This window comes from Bacillus sp. FSL M7-1345, from assembly GCF_038006985.1.
In the GTDB taxonomy this organism is placed as follows: Bacteria; Bacillota; Bacilli; order Bacillales; family Bacillaceae_G; genus Bacillus_A; species Bacillus_A cereus_U.
In genome coordinates this window covers 1,122,979-1,143,884 of the sequence record NZ_JBBOWG010000001.1, presented here as the reverse complement: position 1 = coordinate 1,143,884, position 20,906 = coordinate 1,122,979, and the positions used below count along the sequence as shown (strand labels likewise).

The following is a 20,906-nucleotide window of genomic DNA, read 5'->3' as shown; positions in this document are numbered from 1 at the left end:
TATTACTTATATGCTTTAAATACTAATACTGCGTTATGACCACCGAATCCTAATGAATTACTTAATACAGCCCGCACTTCTTGATGTCTCGCTGTATTTGGTACGTAATCTAAATCACATTCTGGATCTGGTGTTTCATAGTTAATCGTCGGAGGAATTACTCCGTCTGTAATTGATTTAATAGAGAAGATCGCTTCAACAGCACCAGCTGCTCCTAATAAATGACCTGTCATTGATTTCGTTGAACTAATCGCTACTTTATATGCATGCTCACCGAAAGTTTCTTTAATTGCCATCGTTTCATACTTTTCATTTGCATCTGTACTTGTACCATGTGCATTAATGTAATCAATATCTTCTGGCTCTAGACCTGCATCAGCTAAAGCTTGACGCATCGCACGAACTCCGCCTTCACCGCCAGGAGCAGGCATTGTAATATGGAACGCATCACCAGTTGCACCATAACCAGCAATTTCCGCATAAATGTGAGCACCACGTGCTAATGCGTGCTCTAATTCTTCAAGAATAAGAATTCCTGATCCTTCACCCATTACGAAACCACTACGGTTTTTATCAAATGGGCGGCAAGCCGTTGCTGGATCTTCATTGAATGTTAATGCTTTCGCTGAACTAAACCCAGCGAATGCCATGCTTGTTAACGGCGCTTCTGCTCCGCCTGTTATCATCGCATCAGCATCACCGCGCTGAATTACTTTAAACGCATCACCAATTGAATTTGCTCCAGATGCACAAGCTGTTACAGAGCAAGTATTAATCCCTTTCGCTCCTGTAGCGATTGACACTTGACCTGCTGCCATATCTGGAATCATCATTGGTACGAAGAATGGGCTCACGCGGCGCGGACCTTTTTCAGTAAAAATCTTAAATTGTTCTTCGTATGTTTCCATACCACCAATACCAGAACCAACCCACACACCAATGCGTGGTGCATTTTCTTCTGTAATTTCAAGCTTCGCATCTGCAACTGCCATTTTCGCTGCTGCTACTGCATATTGCGTAAAGCGGTCCATACGGCGCGCTTCTTTTTTATCTATATATTTTTCGACTTCAAAGTCGTTAATTTCTGCTGCTACTTTTGCAGGAATTTGTTCTGAATCTATTCTTGTAAGTCTTCCGATTCCGGATACACCGTTTTTAATGTTTTCCCAAGCTGTTTCAACATCTGTGCCGATCGGTGTAACAGCTCCTAGCCCTGTAATTACGACCCTCTTTTTTTCCATACAAAATACACTCCTTTTTTTCTCTCAGTCCTTATTTACCCCAACGAAGAGCTACTGCTCCCCATGTTAACCCGCCGCCAAAACCGACTAGTATAATTAAATCACCATCTTGAATACGTCCATTTTGCAATTCCTCTACCATTGCAATTGGAATTGAAGAAGCCGATGTATTACCGAACTTTTCAATTGTCATACTCATTTTTTCTTTCGGTAAATTTAATCTTTCTCTTGCAGATTCCATAATACGAATATTCGCTTGATGTGGTACTAAGAAGTCCACATCCTCTTTCGTAAGTCCCGCTTTTTCTAACACGCGAAGACAGGAATCACCCAGTTGGCGAACAGCAAATTTAAAGACTTCTCTGCCGTTCATCATAACATACTCGTCTTGATAAAGATGCTTACCGCCACTTCCGTCCGCTCCTAATTCAAAGGAAAGTACACCTTTTCCTTCCGAAACAGCTCCCATTACGATAGCACCTGCTCCGTCCCCAAATAGTACTGCTGTATTTCGATCGTTCCAGTCTACAATTTTAGATAGTTTGTCACTACCAACTACTAATACATTTTTATAAGTTCCCGTTTGAATAAATTGCTGTGCTGTAATCATTCCGTACATAAAGCCAGCACATGCTGCACTTAAATCCATCGCGGCTGCGTGTTTTGCGCCAATTGCTTCTTGGATTACACAGGCTACTGCTGGGAATGCGCGATCTGGCGTTACTGTTGCCACTAAAATAAGATCGATATCCTCTCCGCTAATCCCTGCATCTTCAAGTGCTTTTTTAGAAGCCTCTACCGCCATATATGAAGTATCTATTGTATCATCGGCAATGCGTCTTTCTGCAATTCCCGTTCTCGTACGAATCCATTCATCAGATGTATCTACGATTTTCTCTAAATCGTGATTTGTGACTACTTTTTCTGGCACATATCTTCCGACCCCTAAAATGCCCACGTTCACATCGCAGCCCTCCATTTTATATCAATTATTATGACTTGGTACTAATTTTAAAACATAAATGTACTTTTGTCTAGAATATATTTCAGCTAAAAAAATAAAGACAGCGTATTACTAACTTTATTTTTCATTAAAAGAAACAGAAAAATTCCTGCCCTTTCAAAATACAAATTATTCCATACACTTACCCTTACTCCGCTCGAGACTAAAAAAAGCCCCAACCGCTTCTATCCATGGTTCGAGCCTCTCTCCCATCAAAAAGAAGATTTTTTATTCTTTATCCGCTTTCCTTCAAAACTAAGGCGTTCTCCTTTAACCTCATCATCCCTCTGTTCTTATCTCGCTCGAGACTAAAAAAGGCCCTTACCGCTTCTACTCACGGCTCGAGCCCCTCTCCCCTCCCCAAAAGAAGGTTTTGTTTTTCAGTTTTATTCTTTATCCGCTTTCCCAAGCTCATATGCTTCGCCCATTACTTTCATCAATAGCTCTAACACCGGCTGTGCTTTCTCCATATCAAGCGCAATTCCATTAGAATCTAAAATTGCCTTAGCTTCTGGTAAATGCTTCATTGCGATTTGTAAAAATTGCATACTTTTTTCGTTCATGTAATCTCTTCCTCTCCATTAAGGCTTTTCAATCAATTATCCATACAATAGTTTAACACGTGCGCTACCCTTCGTATAACTCTTTATATTTTTTCATATGTGCCAATTGTTTATTTAAACCGAATTCTACTGGTGTATTTTTTTGAATAGAAATAACCTCTACAGCTTCATCTCTTACTTCCACATTTTTTTTATTTACTTTATCATCTGCATGCAGCAAGGTCATACCTTTTTCCCATAACTCTTCTTTTCCGCTAAGTAAATTATATACACCGAGGTGCTTTACATTCATTCCATGTTCCCATAAATATTCACATACATCTTCAACGTAAAGTAAATCGCTTCCTATTTCTCCATTTATACAACGGCACTCTTTTTCATCAAGTTCTGATAAAATAAGCTGATGATACATCATAAACGACGGTTGCCACGGCCCATATAATGTAGGAACTCGATATGCACTATATTGTAATTCGCCTTTTTTCAACCCTTCTTCCACCTTCGAAAATAGACGTTTGTTTTCGGATTCTTCAGTGCTTCCTATTTCAATAGAAGAAATTAGATTTAACTTTACGTTATTTTTTTCACACATCCTTACGATTCGTTTTAAATATTGTAATATGACCCTTTCATTCCGAAATCCACTTTGCTGATTCGGCTCATACAAACAAAAATAAACTGTATCGAAACTCTCTTCCTCTACCGATCGCCATCCGTCTTCATCCCTTATAGAATAGTACGTAAATAACGCATTTCGCCCAATCAACAATAATTTCTCTTCATTAATTTTTGTCATACTATCAAATTCATCAAAATCAAGACCATACACTTCTATTTCTTCTGCAATCATTTTATTTACAAGGTGATAACCTACAAACGTAAGTGCACCTATAATCAGCACGCGTTTCATACCACCAACCCTTTCCCCTTGAAACAAATAGCTCCTCATTTATGTATATGGGAGCTTCACAATTCTTCTTCATATTTTCCAAAGAAATCACACGTTTGTCTAACCATTTTATATTTCACATCTTGCAGATGGAATAAAACAGAAGTATCGCATTGATTGAATTGCCTCATTTTCTCGTATTTACGTAACAATTGTTTTCTTCCTCTTTTTTCCTGTGTTGAGACAAAAATTTTAACAGGTACACAAGACGGAAGAAGTGCAAATGATTTCTTATTTATTTTTGATTCTAATTCTTCTTCTTTGGAATCATACGCCAAACTTAATTCCTTCACTAATCTTTTGTAAAAAAACTTATGCTCTTTCTCAAACTCCACATATTCTGGTAAATCTAAACACGGATTTAACATAACGACAGAACGTATACATTCAGGGTATTTGTTCATCATCTCCAGTGCTACAAGCGCTCCCATACCATCTGCCATAATGTGCATTTTCGTATTCAATGTCTCTTTTCTTAGAACGACATCATACAAACGTTTTGCTAAACGAACAGCTCGGTCGTTCCCCCAATGCCTTCCGTATAAGTTAGACGAAAAGACTGTGTAGCCTTTTTCAATAAGGCCCTGTAAAAAATAAGCTCTCCCTGCATGCTGTGTCCATAAACTTGTACCATTCTCAATAAAATAGTTATAATCTCCTAGGAGCATAACAGAAAATCCATTTGGCTTTTCCGGTAAATAAATTACACATGGTTCTTTTTCTAAGTAAAAAAAACGTTCTGTAATACTCATTTTTCCCCCGCCTTATTTTCTAAACGTATAAAAGTACTCTTTTATAATGTATGAACAGAATACAAATTTGCGTTGAAAAATCTACAAATATTTTTCTATATTCTTTTTTCAATTGTGTTACAATAAGGACAGATTGAACGAATAGAGGTGTAAAATATGCGTTTCATTTGGGCATTAATTTGGTCGTTCGCGCTTGTACATATGATGAGCTACGTAATCGGCTCTATGACTGGCGGTACATACGATTTTAACCAAGCGTCTATTTTCTCAGTTGTTCTTGCGGTATTAGTATTAGCGATTGCAGCTGCGATTCCAAACGAGCCAGTAGAACAACACTAAAAAGAGTCCGGATTTTATCCGAACTCTTTTTTTAGTTTACATGAACGACTAATTCATTATTCTCAACATCAACAACTACGTGACTATTGTCAGTAATCACTCCTGCAATCAATTCTCTCGCTAATTTCGTTTCAACTTGACGCTGTACGTATCGTTTTAACGGACGAGCTCCGTACATCGGATCGAACCCAGCTTCTACAACAAATTCTTTTGCAGATTCCGTCAATTCTAATGATATGTGGCGATCTGCTAAACGCCCTTGTAATTCTTGTACAATCTTATCAACAATACCTTTAATTTCATTCCTTGTAAGAGGTTTAAATAAAATAATTTCATCGACACGGTTTAAAAATTCTGGTCGGAAATGTCCTCTTAATTGTCCCATTACAAGTTCTCTTGACTCTTCTTTAATAGAACCATCTTCTTCTAGCCCTTCTAATAAGTGAGCCGATCCAATATTTGAAGTCATAATAATAACTGTGTTTTTAAAGTCTACTGTACGTCCTTGTGAATCTGTAATGCGTCCATCGTCTAACATTTGTAATAAAATGTTGAATACTTCCGGATGTGCTTTTTCGATTTCATCTAACAAAATAACAGAATACGGTTTACGTCTTACTGCTTCTGTTAATTGTCCGCCTTCTTCATATCCAACATATCCAGGAGGCGCACCAATTAAGCGTGACACTGCGTGTTTCTCCATATACTCAGACATATCGATACGAATCATTTGCTCTTCACTGTCAAATAACGTTTGTGCTAACGTTTTTGCAAGCTCAGTTTTACCAACACCTGTAGGGCCTAAGAAAATGAATGAACCAATTGGACGATTTGGATCTTTAATGCCAGCGCGAGCACGAAGAACTGCGTCTGATACAAGGCTTACCGCTTCCTCTTGACCGATAACACGCTCTGATAAAATTTGTTCAAGACGTAATAATTTCTCACGTTCACCTTCAACGAGTTTTGCGACAGGAATACCAGTCCACCTTGAAACAATGTCTGCAATTTCTTCTTCACTTACTTCTTCGCGTAATAAACGATTCTCTTGTTTATTATGTGCACCCATCTCTTCCGCTTCTTTTAACTCTCTTTCGATAGCTGGAATTTTCCCATGGCGAAGCTCAGCTGCTTTATTTAAATCGTAATTTCCTTCTGCTTCTTCTAACTCACGGCGCAAACGCTCTAAATGTTCACGTAAGTCACGCACCTTATGAATGTCTTCTTTTTCTTTCTCCCATTTCGCTCTCATACTACTTGCAACTTCTTTTAAATCCGATAATTCACGTTGCAATGTTTTTAGGCGCTCTTGACTGCCTAAGTCCTTTTCTTTCCCAAGAGCAGCTTCTTCAATTTCCAGCTGCATAATGCGGCGCGTTACTTCATCTAATTCTGTTGGCATAGAATCAATTTCTGTTCGAATTGTTGCACAAGCTTCATCAACAAGATCAATTGCTTTATCGGGCAAAAAACGATCTGAAATATATCGATCTGATAAAACAGATGCTGCTACAATCGCGCGGTCATGAATATTTACACCGTGATAAATTTCAAAACGCTCTTTTAAACCACGTAAAATGGAAATTGTATCCTCAACAGTTGGCTCTTCTGCTAATACTTGTTGGAAACGTCTTTCTAATGCTGGATCTTTCTCAATATATTTACGGTATTCATCTAATGTCGTTGCCCCGATACAATGCAGTTCACCACGCGCTAGCATCGGTTTTAACATATTTCCTGCATCCATCGCTCCTTCTGTTTTACCAGCACCGACGATTGTATGAAGTTCATCAATGAATAATAAAATGCGGCCTTCACTCTTTTTAATTTCATTTAATACAGCTTGCAGGCGCTCTTCAAACTCACCGCGGAATTTCGCTCCGGCCACAAGTGCACTCATATCTAAAGCGAAAATTGTTCGATCTTTTAATCCTTCTGGGACATCTTTTTTTACAATACGCTGTGCTAATCCTTCAACGATTGCTGTTTTACCAACACCTGGTTCCCCGATTAAAACGGGGTTATTTTTCGTTTTACGTGAAAGAATACGGATCACGCGGCGAATTTCACTATCTCTACCAATTACAGGATCAATTTTCCCCGCTCTTACTTCCGCCACTAAATCACGGCCATATTTTTCTAACGCTTCATAAGTTGCTTCTGGATTTTGACTAGTCACTCTTTGATTCCCCCGAACTGTCATTAAAGACTGTAATAAGTTATCTTTCGTAATATGAAATTTTGCAAATAATTGATTTATATCGCCTTTTTCTTCAGAAAAAGCAAGTAATACATGTTCAACTGAAATGTAGTCATCTTGCAATTTCTCCGCTTCTTTTCCTGCTCTTACAAGCAGTTGTTGCAAAGCACCTGTTACATATAATTTCCCTGCCTCTGCCCCGCTTCCAGTTACAGAAGGCTTTTTCTTAATTAAACTTTCTACACCTTGCTTTAACGCTTCTATATCGACATTCATTTTTTGAAAAATACGTACTGTTAATCCGTCTTGCTGCTCTAATAACGTAAGCAATAGATGAACAGTATCTACTTCTTGATGATGATGAGATACCGCTAAAGATTGAGCACTCATAATCGCTTCCTGTGTTTTCGTTGTCATTTGATTTAAGTCCATCTTTACAGCCCTCCAAATGTTTGACTTTCTTTGACCTTTGATTTGATTATACGCCAACTGACTTTTTTATACAATAATTTTGCTTATGTAGTTCCAACTTATTATTGGAAAAAGAAAAAAGTAACATTCATTTTCCTAATCAAAAAAGCCGCAATAACGATTGCGGCTTCTGTTACGGTTTCCTTTTATATGTCCACTGACGGTTATGATTTGCGTTCTCTGGAAACCTTTCCCCGGCAGTTAATTTCACCATTTGTGGATCTTTCACCATACTTCCCGTTTCACCAATTTCTACGTAAATGCCATCATTTGGCGCCTTTTGCCCTGAACGAAACCTGCGATTTTGTCCCATTTCCATTCTCCTTCCATGACGTCTTGCCTCATTAGTATATCCATTTTAAAAGAAAGCTTTTCTGTCATGTTTAGGAAACAGTACTACCGTTTATCCATGTACATATATATAATTACACAACCTTAAGCAGGAATTATTGGTATATTTGTTGAAAAAAAAGAAACCAACCTAAGTTTAGGCCAGTTCCAAAGGAGAGTCAAACATATACGAGAAGATTACATGTTCATTATAAGTCGCATCATTCAAACAATGTAACCCTTTTCACAAATTGTACATAATGAAAGAAACATTGTTTGAACTTTCTAAAAAGATATTGACTTTCCCCTGATTTCCAATGAGAAATAGTAGACACCACAGCGCTTCGCGACGTAAGATGGATATATAGTGAAACTTTCATCTACAGTAGTTTCACCCAGTCTAACCTCTTATTTCTGCATATTAAAAACGGAAATACAGATAGAAACAAAAAAATTATTATAAGAGGTGAAATTATGAATAAACAACATTTAATCGCATTAGACTTAGACGGAACTTTATTAACAGACAACAAAATAATTTCTCCAAGAACGAAAAACACAATTGCAAAAGCAAAAGAACAAGGACATATTGTTGTTATTTCAACAGGGCGTCCATTCCGCGCTAGTTACGATTATTATAAAGAGCTTAGCCTTAACACACCAATCGTAAACTTTAATGGAGCTTACGTGCATCACCCTCTTGATTCAAGTTGGGGAACACATCACTCTCCTCTTGAACTTTCAACAGCGCAAGAAATCGTCCGAGCTTGCTTTGATTTCGGCGTGAAAAATGTCTATGCTGAAGTCATCGATGATGTGTATGTCCGTGAAATTGATGAAGATAAAAAACATATTTTTGAATTCGGTTCTCCAAAGATTTTCACAGGAGATTTATTAAATATTTTAAACGACCACCCAACTTGCTTATTAATCGATGCACATGACGAGCACTCTGCTGCAATTCGCCAACATTTAACAGATATGCATGCTGAAGTCATCGACCATAGAAAATGGGGTGCACCTTGGCCAATTATTGAAATTGTAAAAAGCGGATTAAATAAAGCTGTCGGATTACAAAAAATTTCAGGCCATTATAATATTCCTAAAGAGCGAATTATCGCTTTTGGTGATGAGGATAACGACTTTGAAATGATCGAATTTGCTGGTCATGGAGTCGCAATGGGTAATGCAATTCCTGAATTAAAATCACTCGCAAATCATACGACATTAACGAATGAAGAAGATGGTATCGCTCTATATTTAGAAGAGGTTCTTGGATTGTAATCTAAAAATTCCCTGCTTATAGTTTCTCGCCAAACGCTCATACTATTATTAGACGCAAAAGTCAGCGCGTCAATTGTTTTCAGCTAAATAAAGGGGGTTTTTCGAATGGGTAAAAAGAACAAATCAAAACGTTTTATCCAGCAAGGAGCCGATGCTGTTATGAAGCATGATGCAAGATTCCCGTACAGAGGTACATTAGCTGAGGCAGAAAAAGCGAGAAGTAACTCTTCGTTTGGAGGGGTTTAATTGGGAAACTTACTATTCCAACAAGCTAGAGACGCTGTTTCAAGTGCCGTTTCTTGTTCAAGTGGCGCTGAACAACAGGAACTCGTTTATAGAGCAAAAAACTCTTTGCACTCTGCTTATGCAAACTCTTCAACTGCTGAAAAAGTTCAGCTACGTGAAATGCAGGAGCAATTGCAAAACATTACGAATTCGCATTAAAAAAGAGGACCAGCTTTGGTCCTCTTTAATCTTTTCGAAATAACCCAAACACTCCGACCGTTTGCAGTATATTTGTAAATGCACCTGGGTCCACTTGTTTAATAACCCTCTCTAATTCGTACAGCTCGTAACGAGTAATAACAATCATTAACATTTCTTTATTTTCATTTGTATAAGCACCTGTTGCTGGTATAGTTGTAATCCCTCTCACTAAGCGAGAGTGAATCGCTTTTCGCACATCTGCCCCGTTCTTTGTAACAATTAATGCCGTAATCTTCACATGACGGGTATGAATCGCATCAATAATTCTCGTTGATATATACAAAGTGACTAAAGTATATAATGCTTTTTCCCATCCATACACATAGCCAGCAGCGATAATGATAAGTGCATTAAAGAAGAAAAAATACGTGCCGATAGGCTTATCTTTTATCTTTGATAAAATCATGGCGATAATATCTAGGCCACCTGTAGAAGCACCCCACTTTAAAGCAACTCCTACCCCAATCGCTGAAATAATACCACCAAAAATCGCATTCAATATAATATCATTCGAAACCGCTCTAACTGGGATAATTTCTAAAAACAAAGTCATAAATATAACACAGAGAAAACTAAAAAACGTAAAAGCCTTTCCAACCTTTTTCCATGCTAAAATAACGACGGGAATATTAAATAAACTAAACAATACACCCGTAGATATATGAATGGATAAAAAGTCACCTAATACTTGCGATAATAATTGAGACAATCCAGCAAAGCCACTCGCATATACTTTCGCTGGTGTTAAAAATAAATTCATCCCAATCGCATTTAATAAACCTGCAATAATTACAACGACTAACTTCTTAATAAGTTCAGTATAATTCAGCTTCAAATCCATTTCTAATCCACCTTTAGTATTCATGAATGCACCGCTATACATAGTCTTTACGAAAAAGGAAATGATAAACATACAACGTTTAGAAATGGAGTTGATACATATGCCACATACGAGCGATAACGACAAAAAAGCACGCGACAATAATGCAAAGCGCACTCAAAAAAATGAACAAGAGCAAAAAAATATTCAGCAAGGAAAACGTGCATATTCTAAGAAAACCGATCACCTTTGATTACATCGTACATCAACGTTAATGTTGATGTACTTTTTTTACATTTTACAGGGAAAAAACATTAAAAATTCACTTCATGTTCACTTCTATATTCTACAATAGCGATAACATATTCGGATGAGGTGTTAGCATGAAAGGAAAAAATACATTCATTATCACTGCACTAATAAGTATATTAATGCTATCTGCTTGCGGACAAAAAAATGACTCGGCCACAATCGCTACAACAACAAACTCAACCATTGCGAAGAGCGATTTCGAAAAACAATTGAAAGATCGATATGGAAAAGACATGCTATACGAAATGGTAGCACAAGATGTTATTACTAAAAAATATAAAGTATCTAATGATGCAGTAGATAAAGAAGTAGAAAAAGCAAAAGATCAATATGGAGAACAATTCAAAGCAACACTAGAAAATAATCGTTTAAAAGATGAAGAAGATTTCAAAAATCAAATTAGATTCAAACTTTCATTAAATGAAGCGATTAAACAAAGCGTTACAGAAAAAGATGTGAAAGACCACTATAAACCAGAAATTAAAGCTAGTCACATTTTAGTAAGTGACGAAAATGAAGCGAAAGAAATAAAGAAGAAATTAGATACCGGCACTTCATTTGAAGAATTAGCGAAACAAGAGTCTCAAGATATATTATCAAAAGATAATGGCGGAGACCTCGGATACTTCGGGGCAGGCAAAATGACACCTGAATTTGAAAAAGCTGCCTACAAATTAAAGGTTGGACAAATTAGCAATCCCGTTAAATCACCAAACGGCTATCACATTATTAAACTAACTGATAAAAAAGATTTAAAACCTTACGATAAAGTGAAAGACTCTATACGTAAAGACTTAGAAGAAGAACGTATTGCCGACCCTTCCTTCGGTCAAAAATTATTACAAGATGAATTAAAGAAGGCGAATATTAAAATAAACGATAATGATTTGAAAGATACATTTTCTCATCTTTTTGGGAAAGGGAACTAAAATAAAGCACGATCTTATTTTTTTAAATAAGGTCGTGCTTTTTATTCTTTCATTAATACTTTCAGCTTTTTCTTCAGACTTTTATAATGCCAATTGATGTGATCTAGTTCTATCTCTACTTCAATTAATATATCTATTAAGTCATCTTTATTTTGCTGAACGCAAAAAGAACTATCCCTCCCTTAATAAACTTAAAGAAAAGATAATTCTTTTTAATCCAATTTATTTTTTAAAGTAAGTCCAGCCTTCTTCTTGGTAAATCTTTTCTTCTTTCATCAGTTTACCAAGTGCACGCTTAAAGGCAGCTTTACTCATATTGAAACGTTCTTTAATGTCTTCTGGGTTGCTCTTATCCCAAAACGGCATCGCTCCGCCTCGTTCTTCCATATATGCATAAAGTACTGCTGCATCATCTTCCATTCCTTCTTCTTTACGAGGAAGAAGTGAAATGTTAATTGTACCGTCATCTTTTACGTCAATGATACGGCCTGTTACGCGCTCACCGATGCGGACTTGTTCTTTTCTTTCTGTATGGTGTAAGAAAGCACGGAAATGCTCGTCAGTTAGTATGAATGAACCAACTTGAAGTGAGCGATACACACGTCCATTTACGTTTTTATTACGCATAGATGGCGTTGCATCTACGATAATTTCTTGCATATCACTGTCTCTTGCCGGAAGAGCAATTAAACGATCACGATTCGTTAATTTTAACGTACAATATAATTCGTCGCCTTCTTGAGGCCAAACTGGCATATAAATTGGAAACTCATCAAGTGGAATTAGTATATCTTTTGATACACCAATATCAACAAACACACCTAAACTAGGAATAACTTCTACAACCTTTACCCAATTCCAATCATGTGTTGTAATAATTGGTTCCTTCATTGTTGCTGAAATACGATTTTGGTGATCAAGGTATAAGAATACATCAATCGTATCGCCTTCTGCAATTTCTCCAGCTAATTCGTTTTTATGTAGGAAGATTTCTTCCTCTTCGTTTCCAACCATATATCCGATTTCCGTTTCGCGTAAAACAGTTACCTGTTCAATCGATCCTAATTGCAAATACATATTTTTTAATTCCCTTCTATATATATAAAGTTATCTTTTTTATCATTCCAAACAAAAGTTAATTATAACACGATTTTTCCTTTATTTGTCCAACTGCCCAAAATTCACTATAATTAAATAAAGACTTTATCTATAGGACTATATTACCCTACGGATGATCCGTCAAAACACTTAAGTTGCAACACTCTATCTAATCGATGTATTTTCCGCTATACTTTAATATGTATATTACATAGCCTATTTAGGTGCATTAAAAGATAGAAATTTATTTGGAGGTGCTAACTATGGCAAAAGAGAGTTCTTTTGACATCGTTTCGAAAGTAGAATTACCTGAAGTAACAAACGCAATTAACATCGCATTAAAGGAAATCCAAAACCGATATGACTTTAAAGGTAGTAAAAGTGATATTAAATTAGAAAAAGAAGTACTTGTTTTAACTTCTGATGACGAGTTCAAATTAGACCAAGTAAAAGATGTTCTAATTTCTAAACTTGTAAAACGTAACGTTCCAATTAAAAACTTGGACTACGGAAAAGTTGAAACTGCATCTGGTAACACTGTTCGCCAACGTGCAACTCTGCAACAAGGTATCGATAAAGATAACGCGAAAAAAATCAACAACATCATTAAAGAAATGAAATTAAAAGTGAAAACACAAGTTCAAGATGACCAAGTACGCGTAACAGCAAAAAGCCGTGATGACTTACAAGCAGTAATCGCAGCCGTTCGCAGCGTTGACTTGCCAATCGACGTACAGTTCATTAACTACCGCTAAAAAGAAACCTCCTCTATTCAGAGGAGGTTTTATACTTATTACGAGCAACAATATATTGCTTTATCAAATGATTTTTCTGGAATATACACTTTATCATTTTCAATTTTGTATTTAATATTATTTCTCTTAAGAACCGCTGTATCGACAGAATGAACACTATCGCCCCACTGAACAAATTCCCCATCGTCACCGTTGGCCCAAAAATACAAACTTACGAATACGATAAGAAGACAAAAACATAGAGCGAACAACTTCTTTCTCCTCAAATATCTCACCTCATCTTGAACTGTAAACAGACTACCCAAAAGAAGAGTTACTCATTTCCGTTTCTTTTTAACCGTAATTAAAAAAGTAATAAATAATACGTTCACACCAACTATTAAGGAGATAAATAACCAATTCACACCAGTTTCTTCGCTAACTTTATACACATTCGATTCTTCGCGCTTTAAAATAAGGTGAAATTTTCCGTTTTCTTCTCTTATAATTTCGTCTTCTAACAATCCTCTTAACTCTTGTTTATCACCAATTGTACTTACAGGTAAGGAAACCTTTTGCGTTTCTTTCGTATTATTAATCGCTACTAATGTTACTTCGTCTTTATACTTTCTTTTTAGTATACTCATTCCATCTTTATCATATAGAAGTTCAAACGTACCGCGTCGTAAAGATGGTCTCGCTTGTCTAAGTTCACCTAGCTTCGTTATATGCTGCATAAACTTTTCATCCGATTTAAAATCCATTAATCGTCTATTATCTGGAGCATCCCCCCCATCTAATGCGATTTCAGTTCCGTAATAAAAATTCGGTATCCCCGGGGATGTTAATAAGTAAGTGATCGCTAGTTTTAAACGAGACGGCGGGTAATACATGTTTTCTTTTGCAATACGCGCAAATCGCTTTGTTTCTTGATTATCTAAAAACGTAGCGAATTCCTCTTCTTTTCCGCTCACATCATATAACGGTTTCACAGACATATCTGCTTTTGAAAATGACTCTACTATTTTTTTATAGTAATCATTATCTTCCTTTGTCATAATGTGAAAATCTTTCTTTACCTTCTGCAAATCCTTTTGCACTTCATCCCAAAAAGCACGTGGCTTTTTTTCACTATGTATCACATAACTTCCGTCTAAATCGACTTCTTTTATCCACCATTTCATCGAGTCTATTAATTGTTGTTCATTTTCTTCATACGGAAATTGAAAGACAACTTTTATTCCTTTTTTGTGAGCCTCATTTACAAGTTCTTTCACATCATTTTCTGTTCCGAAATGTTCATTTACTTTTTGAAAGTTTCGAACGCCTAATCCATCATACTTTTCACTTTCAAAAAGCGGAGAAAGCATAATAGTAGTAAATCCCATTTTTTTTATGTAGTCCAATCTTTTTATAATCCCTCTTATATCTCCGCCCTGATACCCTTCTAAATTACCAACGTCTAACTGTTTGTCATTTTTCGGTTCTCCGTTATTGAAGCGATCAATCATAATGGAATATATAACTTCATCTCGCCATTCCCTTTTTTCTTCCGCAAAAGTATGTACTGGTACAAACAAAATAACAGCTAAACAAAAACAAATGAATAGTTCCTTAGTCCATATTTTTTTCACACGCATCCCCCAAACTTCCAATTGTAAGAATATTATACCAATTTTCAGAACAAATCGCATACGTTGATTTTATTCCTCCAAAATACCTAATGTTAGGTTTTCTAACATGACTTAAAAAGTTTTCTGAATTTTTAGTTGATTTTTCTTTTTATTTCGAATATGATATGAAACATAACGAATAGATGTTATATTTTCTAACATCATAGGAGGAGAGAGAATGAATACGGGAGATACAGTTTTTATTTTTGTAACGACAGTAATGGTTATGTTGATGACACCAGGATTGGCACTTTTTTATGGAGGTATGGTTCGCAGTAAAAACGTACTCAGCACGACCATGCACAGTTATAGCGCAATGGCTATCGTTTCGATTCAATGGATTGTTATCGGTTATTCTTTATCATTCGGACCAGATTGGCACGGACTTATCGGCAATCTCGATTGGTTCGGTTTAAACGGCGTTACCTACGCACCAAACCCAGACTACTCATCTACTATTCCTCACAATTTATTTATGATGTTCCAACTCATGTTCGCTATTTTAACTCCCGCTTTAATTTCAGGTGCATTCGCTGAAAGAATGCGATTTTCTGCCTTTCTTATTTTTATCCTTCTTTGGACAACAATCGTTTACAATCCTGTCGCTCATTGGGTATGGGGCGTTGGCGGATGGCTGAGAGAACTCGGCGCATTAGACTTCGCTGGCGGTAATGTCGTTCATATCACATCTGGCGTTGCCGGTCTCGTATTAGCTATCTTCCTAGGAAAACGAAAAAACATAAGCGGTACCTCTCCTCATCATTTACCATTTACAATGTTAGGCGCAGGCTTACTCTGGTTCGGCTGGTTCGGTTTTAACGTCGGTAGTGCATTATCTTTAAATGACGTAGCTTTAACTGCATTTATTAATACAAATATAGCCGCGGCTGCCTCAGCTCTAACTTGGATGCTTTCTGAATGGTTCTTCCAATCGAAGCCGACTGCGATGGGTGCTGCTTGCGGAGTTGTTTCTGGTTTAGTCGCAATTACGCCAGCTTGCGGATTCGTTACACCTTTCTCCGCTCTTCTTATCGGAGCAATTGGTGGTATATTATGTTTCGGTGCTGTCTTCTTCTTAAAAAACAAATTCGGATACGATGATACACTCGATGCCTTTGGATGCCACGGCATCGGCGGAACTTGGGGCGGTATTGCAACTGGACTATTTGCAACTACTACTGTAAACGGTGATGGCGCTAACGGATTATTTTACGGGAATGCTGCACTTCTTTTCAAACAACTTGTAGCAATCGGCGCAACATATGCATTCACGATCATAATGACGTACGCCATTATTAAAACCATTAACTTTTTCCTCCCTGTTCGCGTCGATGAGCATGAAGAACAAATGGGGCTTGATATTTCGATGCACGGTGAGAAAGCTTACGATTATACTGAGCGAGTGAACTAAAAAAGAGATGCAATCTACTACTGATAGATTGCATCTCTTTTTATCGTACTTGTTGGCTGTATACCCCGACCTGTATCAATATAAATATATCAGCGATTCTTCGGATATATCGACGATTTTTTAAATATATCAGCGATTCTTTCAATATATCGACGTTTCGACACAACATATCGATTTACCAACAAATTCCGACATGGCAGAAGCGAAGAATACCCCCTAACGCTACAAGTAAAATAAAAAGACGACCGAAAATTCTTCTAGTCGTCTTTTCCTATTTATTTCGGAGTATTTCCTACATATTGCGTAATATCAACATTTAATGCCTGCGCTAAACGCATGCCGTACTCTTGATCTGCACGGAAGAAGTTACAAACAGCTAATAATTTCGTACGTTCATTTACGTCTTTTAGATCATTTGTTAAGTTTGCAATTAAGTTATCTTGCTCTTCTTTAGAGAATGAACGGTAACGCTCACCCGCTTGTTTGAAGTCATTTGGTTTCTCAATTTTTTCACGAGATACGTAGCCTTCTACTTTCATAGTTGAATCGCGGTAAGCTGGATCTTCAACCGGATTTTCAGTATGGCGACTCGGTTCATAGTTTATTGTAGATGGGTTTTGATCCACTTGCATCGCACCATCACGTTGTTGGTTACGAACAGCTGCGTACGGGCAGTTTACAGGAATTTGCAAATAATTTGCACCAAGGCGATAACGCTGCGTATCTGGGTAAGAGAATAAACGACCTTGTAATAATTTATCTTCAGATGGTTCAATACCATTTACAGTTGCACTTGGAGTAAACGCCGCTTGTTCTACTTCCGCAAAGAAATTCTTCGGGTTACGATTTAACGTCATTGTCCCTACTTCAATTAACGGGAAGCGATCTTCTGGCCATACTTTCGTTGGATCTAATGGATCGAAGTCTAAAGAGTCCGTTTCATCTAGTTGCATTACTTGTACGTGTAAATCCCATTTCGGATAGTTTCCTTTTTCGATTGCATCAAATAAGTCACGAGTTGCATGGTTGAAGTCTTTTCCTTGTACTTGCTCCACTTCTTTTGCACTTAAATTACGTACGCCTTGCTGTGGTTTCCAGTGGTATTTAATGTAAACGATTTTACCTTCTGCATTAATCCATTTAAATGAATGTACGCCGAAACCTTCCATTTCACGGTAGTTTGCCGGTGTACCATAATCAGAAAATACCCATGTCATCATATGTGTAGATTCTGGTGTTAACGTCATGAAATCCCAGTAACGATCTGGTGTTTGAACATTTGTATCAGGTGCTGGCTTTAAAGAATGCACCATGTCAGGGAATTTAATTGCGTCACGAATGAAGAAAACTGGTAAATGGTTACCTACGATATCGTAGTTTCCTTCTTCTGTATAAAATTTAACAGCGAACCCGCGCGGATCACGAGCTGTTTCCGGAGAACCTTGGCCATGAATAACCGTTGAAAAACGAACAAATACAGGCGTTTCAGTTCCTTCATTTTGTAAAAACGCTGCTTTCGTATATTGTTTCATGCTGTTTTTCGTTACGAATACACCGTGAGCACCTGCACCACGCGCATGCACAACACGCTCTGGAATACGTTCACGATCAAAGTGAGCAAGTTTTTCTACTAAATGATAGTCTTCTAACAATACCGGTCCACGGCGACCAGCTGTACGAGAATTTTGGTTGTCTCCAACTGGAGCACCTTGGTTTGTTGTTAAGCGATTATTTGGATTCATCTAGGGGGATCCTCCTCTTTCTTTAACAGTAATTATTATTTATTTAAAATTATTATAAACTAATTATTATTCAAAACTAAATCCTTGTCAACTATTTCCTTCATTTTTTTGGAAACAATTCCAGTTAAACAATCGATAAATACAGATTGTGCATGCGGCATATTTGGTCTGAAATATGCCATATTTAATTCATCAGTTACAACTTTACATTCATAATCGGTGTCATATAAAACTTCTAAATCGAGCAATGTGTTTTAAACCTAAGTAACAAAAAAATTCATACTCTATAAACATTTTATTCATTGAATCTGTTAATTTATGCGCCTGCTCTTTCGTTATTTTCGCAAGCGGTGAAATTCCTCCAATTGCTTTATACATTTTGAGCGCTTCTTCAGATGATTTACGCCCGTGACGAATGTGAGTATAATCGGCCTCTACATCATCTAATGACTCTGGCGTTCCATACGCCATCACAAGCAAACCTATTTTCTTCTTCGCCCTCTATATAACACCTCAATTTTGGAAATGAGAATCTTTTTCAAGAACATTTGTTTCCAAGTATAACAAGTAATAATAAATACGTCAAAATAATAATTCTAAATAAGTATTATTTCTAATATGATTTTTAATTTTATGTGACAATTTATTTAATAAAAAAGCGACTTACATATATGTTGTAAGCCGCCCTTTCCCCTATTCTTTAATATTTACCCCATACTCTTTAAACCAAACATGAATTTGTGCTAAATGAGCTAAAAGTTGCGGCCCTGTCATTAATTGACCAAACCATGGCGTTCGGAATGCACTTCCGCCCGACTCAATCAACCCGCTCAATTGCTCCTTATCGAACAATTCATGCAAAATTGAGCCTTTATCAGTTAATAAATCTTGGAGCCATACTGTGACTGCTTTCGTATAGTACGGATTATGTGTTTTCGGATACGGGCTTTTCTTTCGATACAATATATCATTTGGAAGTAATCCTTCTAACGCCTTACGCAATAGACCTTTTTCGCGGTTTTTATACATTTTCATTTCCCAAGGAATATTCCACGCATATTCGACAAGTCGGTGGTCCGCAAATGGAACGCGTACTTCTAAGCTTGCCCCCATACTCATACGGTCTTTTCTGTCTAATAATGTTGTCATAAACCATACCATGTTTAAATAAAATAATTGTCGTCTCTTCGCTTCTAATGGGCTTTCTCCCTCTAAAATAGGAACTTCTTGAATGGATTCTTCATAGCGTTGTTGCACATATTGTTGTAAATTTAATTTATTTCTCCATTCTTTCTTTAGAAGTTGTTCACGCGCTTCTGTAGAACGCATCCACGGAAATGCACTTGACTGTAAATCATCTTCTCTATAAAACCACGGATAACCACCGAATATTTCATCTGCACATTCTCCAGATAATCCGACGACAAAATCTTGTTTTATTTCACGGCAAAACCATAATAATGACGAATCAATATCTGCCATACCAGGCAAATCACGAACGAGTACTGCTTCTGTTAAATACTGTGCTAGTTGTTCATTAGAAATGACGCAGCGATGGTGGATTGTTTGAAATGTCTCTGTCATTAAATTAATAAATGGAGCATCTGAATTCGGCTGAAACGCATTCGCTTTAAAGTATTTTTCGTTATCTTCATAGTCAACAGAATACGTGTGTAATTGCCCTTTTCCTGATCTTTCATACTCTTTTGCAGCTATTGCTGTTATAGCACTTGAATCTACACCGCCTGATAAAAAAGTGCATAGTGGTACGTCAGAAACTAATTGTCTCGTAATCGCATCTTGTAATAAAAAACGAGTTTTCTCTACTGTTTCTTCAAATGAATCTTCATGTTTTTTACTTTCCACATTCCAATATCTCCATATACATAAACCGTCTTTTGAGAACGTCATTGCATGACCCGGGCGCAGTTCTTGAATACCAGCATATATACCGTGACCAGGTGTTCTAGATGGGCCAAGGCCGAATATTTCCGATAATCCTTCTAACGTTACTTCCGCCTTCACATCTGGATGCGCTAGTATCGCTTTTAATTCTGAACCAAATAATAATCGTCCGCTATCATATTTATAAAAAAGCGGTTTTACACCTAATCTATCTCTCGCAATAAAGACTCGTTCATTTTTCTCATCCCATACTGCAAACGCATATATGCCGTTTAAATGATCAACACATTCTTCTTTCCATTCAATATAAGAGGCCAATAGTACTTCTGTATCGGAATGCCCTTTAAATGTATAACCTCTTCTTAATAACTCTTTGCGAATATCTTCTGTATTGTAGAGCTCTCCGTTATAGCAAATCGCATAACTAGTTTCATCTTTCAAACAAGTCATGGGTTGTTTACCACCTTCAGGATCTACAACGATTAACCGTTTATGCCCAAATGCGACGTTCCCTTTAATCCAAACTTTATTATCATCTGGACCGCGTTTCGCTAGCGTTTCCGCCATCTTCGTCACGATGTCCCTTTCCCCTTCTAATGAGCGTTTATAATCCACCCATCCTGTAATCCCGCACATAAAATCATCCTTCCTAATCTAATATCTG

General features: G+C 37.0%; 21 protein-coding genes and 1 pseudogene. 8 read left to right on the top strand and 14 right to left on the bottom strand.

Annotated features, from left to right (window positions below; genetic code table 11):
• Positions 1 to 2: 2 nt before the first annotated feature.
• The 5 genes from fabF to MHB76_RS05905 all read right to left on the bottom strand — a co-directional run bounded on the left by fabF (position 3) and on the right by MHB76_RS05905 (position 4,508).
• Positions 3 to 1,241, bottom strand: coding sequence for a beta-ketoacyl-ACP synthase II (gene fabF / locus MHB76_RS05925; RefSeq protein WP_002011323.1), 1,239 nt, complete (start codon positions 1,239 to 1,241; stop codon positions 3 to 5).
• 31 nt (positions 1,242 to 1,272) lie between these two features.
• Positions 1,273 to 2,205 carry a beta-ketoacyl-ACP synthase III gene (fabH, locus tag MHB76_RS05920; protein WP_002149840.1) on the bottom strand — a complete coding sequence of 311 codons (933 nt, stop codon included), beginning with the start codon at positions 2,203 to 2,205 and terminating at the stop codon, positions 1,273 to 1,275.
• A 425-nt stretch (positions 2,206 to 2,630) separates the two neighbouring features.
• Complete coding sequence (locus MHB76_RS05915) at positions 2,631 to 2,807, bottom strand: ComZ family protein (RefSeq protein WP_002011319.1); 177 nt, start codon at positions 2,805 to 2,807, stop codon at positions 2,631 to 2,633.
• Positions 2,808 to 2,871: 64 nt separating this feature from the next.
• Positions 2,872 to 3,744 carry an NAD-dependent epimerase/dehydratase family protein gene (locus MHB76_RS05910; protein ID WP_070146318.1) on the bottom strand — a complete coding sequence of 291 codons (873 nt, stop codon included), beginning with the start codon at positions 3,742 to 3,744 and terminating at the stop codon, positions 2,872 to 2,874.
• Positions 3,745 to 3,773: 29 nt separating this feature from the next.
• Positions 3,774 to 4,508, bottom strand: coding sequence for a hydrolase (locus tag MHB76_RS05905; protein ID WP_016104172.1), 735 nt, complete (start codon positions 4,506 to 4,508; stop codon positions 3,774 to 3,776).
• Between the two features lie 156 nt (positions 4,509 to 4,664).
• Here MHB76_RS05905 and MHB76_RS05900 point away from each other — a divergent pair, with 156 nt between their 5' ends.
• Positions 4,665 to 4,847, top strand: coding sequence for a YjzD family protein (locus MHB76_RS05900; RefSeq protein WP_001211111.1), 183 nt, complete (start codon positions 4,665 to 4,667; stop codon positions 4,845 to 4,847).
• Positions 4,848 to 4,878: 31 nt separating this feature from the next.
• Here MHB76_RS05900 and clpB read toward each other — a convergent pair whose 3' ends face one another.
• Complete coding sequence (gene clpB, locus MHB76_RS05895) at positions 4,879 to 7,479, bottom strand: ATP-dependent chaperone ClpB (RefSeq protein WP_078173321.1); 2,601 nt, start codon at positions 7,477 to 7,479, stop codon at positions 4,879 to 4,881.
• Positions 7,480 to 7,651: 172 nt separating this feature from the next.
• Positions 7,652 to 7,831, bottom strand: coding sequence for a YjzC family protein (locus tag MHB76_RS05890; protein WP_002117000.1), 180 nt, complete (start codon positions 7,829 to 7,831; stop codon positions 7,652 to 7,654).
• 491 nt (positions 7,832 to 8,322) lie between these two features.
• On the opposite strand from MHB76_RS05890, the gene MHB76_RS05885 reads away from it, so the two are divergent.
• From MHB76_RS05885 to MHB76_RS05875, 3 genes are all read left to right on the top strand, one after another.
• Positions 8,323 to 9,132: a Cof-type HAD-IIB family hydrolase gene (locus MHB76_RS05885; protein ID WP_002158898.1), complete on the top strand. Its 810-nt coding sequence runs from the start codon at positions 8,323 to 8,325 to the stop codon at positions 9,130 to 9,132.
• A gap of 105 nt (positions 9,133 to 9,237) precedes the next feature.
• Positions 9,238 to 9,378 (top strand): hypothetical protein, encoded by a 141-nt coding sequence (locus tag MHB76_RS05880; protein ID WP_000516816.1) that lies wholly within the window; start codon positions 9,238 to 9,240, stop codon positions 9,376 to 9,378.
• The gene (locus tag MHB76_RS05875) at positions 9,379 to 9,576 is read left to right on the top strand and encodes a DUF3813 domain-containing protein (protein ID WP_002011309.1); all 198 of its coding nucleotides are present in this window, start codon (positions 9,379 to 9,381) and stop codon (positions 9,574 to 9,576) included.
• A 25-nt stretch (positions 9,577 to 9,601) separates the two neighbouring features.
• On the opposite strand, the gene MHB76_RS05870 is transcribed toward MHB76_RS05875, so the two are convergent.
• Positions 9,602 to 10,459: a YitT family protein gene (locus MHB76_RS05870; RefSeq protein ID WP_078173322.1), complete on the bottom strand. Its 858-nt coding sequence runs from the start codon at positions 10,457 to 10,459 to the stop codon at positions 9,602 to 9,604.
• A gap of 100 nt (positions 10,460 to 10,559) precedes the next feature.
• Here MHB76_RS05870 and MHB76_RS05865 point away from each other — a divergent pair, with 100 nt between their 5' ends.
• Together MHB76_RS05865 and prsA are read left to right on the top strand one after the other, a co-directional pair.
• Positions 10,560 to 10,691 (top strand): DUF3941 domain-containing protein, encoded by a 132-nt coding sequence (locus tag MHB76_RS05865; RefSeq protein WP_001120851.1) that lies wholly within the window; start codon positions 10,560 to 10,562, stop codon positions 10,689 to 10,691.
• A 130-nt stretch (positions 10,692 to 10,821) separates the two neighbouring features.
• Positions 10,822 to 11,679 (top strand): peptidylprolyl isomerase PrsA, encoded by an 858-nt coding sequence (gene prsA, locus MHB76_RS05860; RefSeq protein WP_078173323.1) that lies wholly within the window; start codon positions 10,822 to 10,824, stop codon positions 11,677 to 11,679.
• A gap of 222 nt (positions 11,680 to 11,901) precedes the next feature.
• Here prsA and MHB76_RS05855 read toward each other — a convergent pair whose 3' ends face one another.
• On the bottom strand, positions 11,902 to 12,756 hold the full coding sequence (locus MHB76_RS05855) for a CvfB family protein (RefSeq protein ID WP_002011240.1): 855 nt from the start codon (positions 12,754 to 12,756) through the stop codon (positions 11,902 to 11,904).
• 284 nt (positions 12,757 to 13,040) lie between these two features.
• Between MHB76_RS05855 and MHB76_RS05850 the strand changes: the two genes are divergently transcribed.
• On the top strand, positions 13,041 to 13,532 hold the full coding sequence (locus tag MHB76_RS05850; RefSeq protein WP_002030284.1) for a YajQ family cyclic di-GMP-binding protein: 492 nt from the start codon (positions 13,041 to 13,043) through the stop codon (positions 13,530 to 13,532).
• Between the two features lie 38 nt (positions 13,533 to 13,570).
• Here MHB76_RS05850 and MHB76_RS05845 read toward each other — a convergent pair whose 3' ends face one another.
• Both MHB76_RS05845 and MHB76_RS05840 read right to left on the bottom strand, forming a co-directional pair.
• Positions 13,571 to 13,798 carry a hypothetical protein gene (locus MHB76_RS05845; RefSeq protein ID WP_033714674.1) on the bottom strand — a complete coding sequence of 76 codons (228 nt, stop codon included), beginning with the start codon at positions 13,796 to 13,798 and terminating at the stop codon, positions 13,571 to 13,573.
• Between the two features lie 51 nt (positions 13,799 to 13,849).
• Positions 13,850 to 15,205, bottom strand: a complete 1,356-nt coding sequence (locus MHB76_RS05840) for an alpha-amylase family glycosyl hydrolase (RefSeq protein WP_340985962.1) — start codon at positions 15,203 to 15,205, stop codon at positions 13,850 to 13,852.
• A gap of 157 nt (positions 15,206 to 15,362) precedes the next feature.
• Here MHB76_RS05840 and MHB76_RS05835 point away from each other — a divergent pair, with 157 nt between their 5' ends.
• The gene (locus MHB76_RS05835) at positions 15,363 to 16,595 is read left to right on the top strand and encodes an ammonium transporter (protein ID WP_078173325.1); all 1,233 of its coding nucleotides are present in this window, start codon (positions 15,363 to 15,365) and stop codon (positions 16,593 to 16,595) included.
• Between the two features lie 275 nt (positions 16,596 to 16,870).
• Here the strand turns inward: MHB76_RS05835 and katB are convergent, their stop codons facing one another.
• The 3 genes and pseudogenes from katB to asnB form a co-directional block, all read right to left on the bottom strand.
• On the bottom strand, positions 16,871 to 18,337 hold the full coding sequence (gene katB, locus MHB76_RS05830; protein WP_078173326.1) for a catalase KatB: 1,467 nt from the start codon (positions 18,335 to 18,337) through the stop codon (positions 16,871 to 16,873).
• 59 nt (positions 18,338 to 18,396) lie between these two features.
• Positions 18,397 to 18,808, bottom strand: a pseudogene (locus MHB76_RS05825) (ferrochelatase).
• A 222-nt stretch (positions 18,809 to 19,030) separates the two neighbouring features.
• Positions 19,031 to 20,878: an asparagine synthase (glutamine-hydrolyzing) gene (gene asnB / locus MHB76_RS05820; protein ID WP_340985959.1), complete on the bottom strand. Its 1,848-nt coding sequence runs from the start codon at positions 20,876 to 20,878 to the stop codon at positions 19,031 to 19,033.
• Between the last annotated feature and the right edge of the window lie 28 nt (positions 20,879 to 20,906).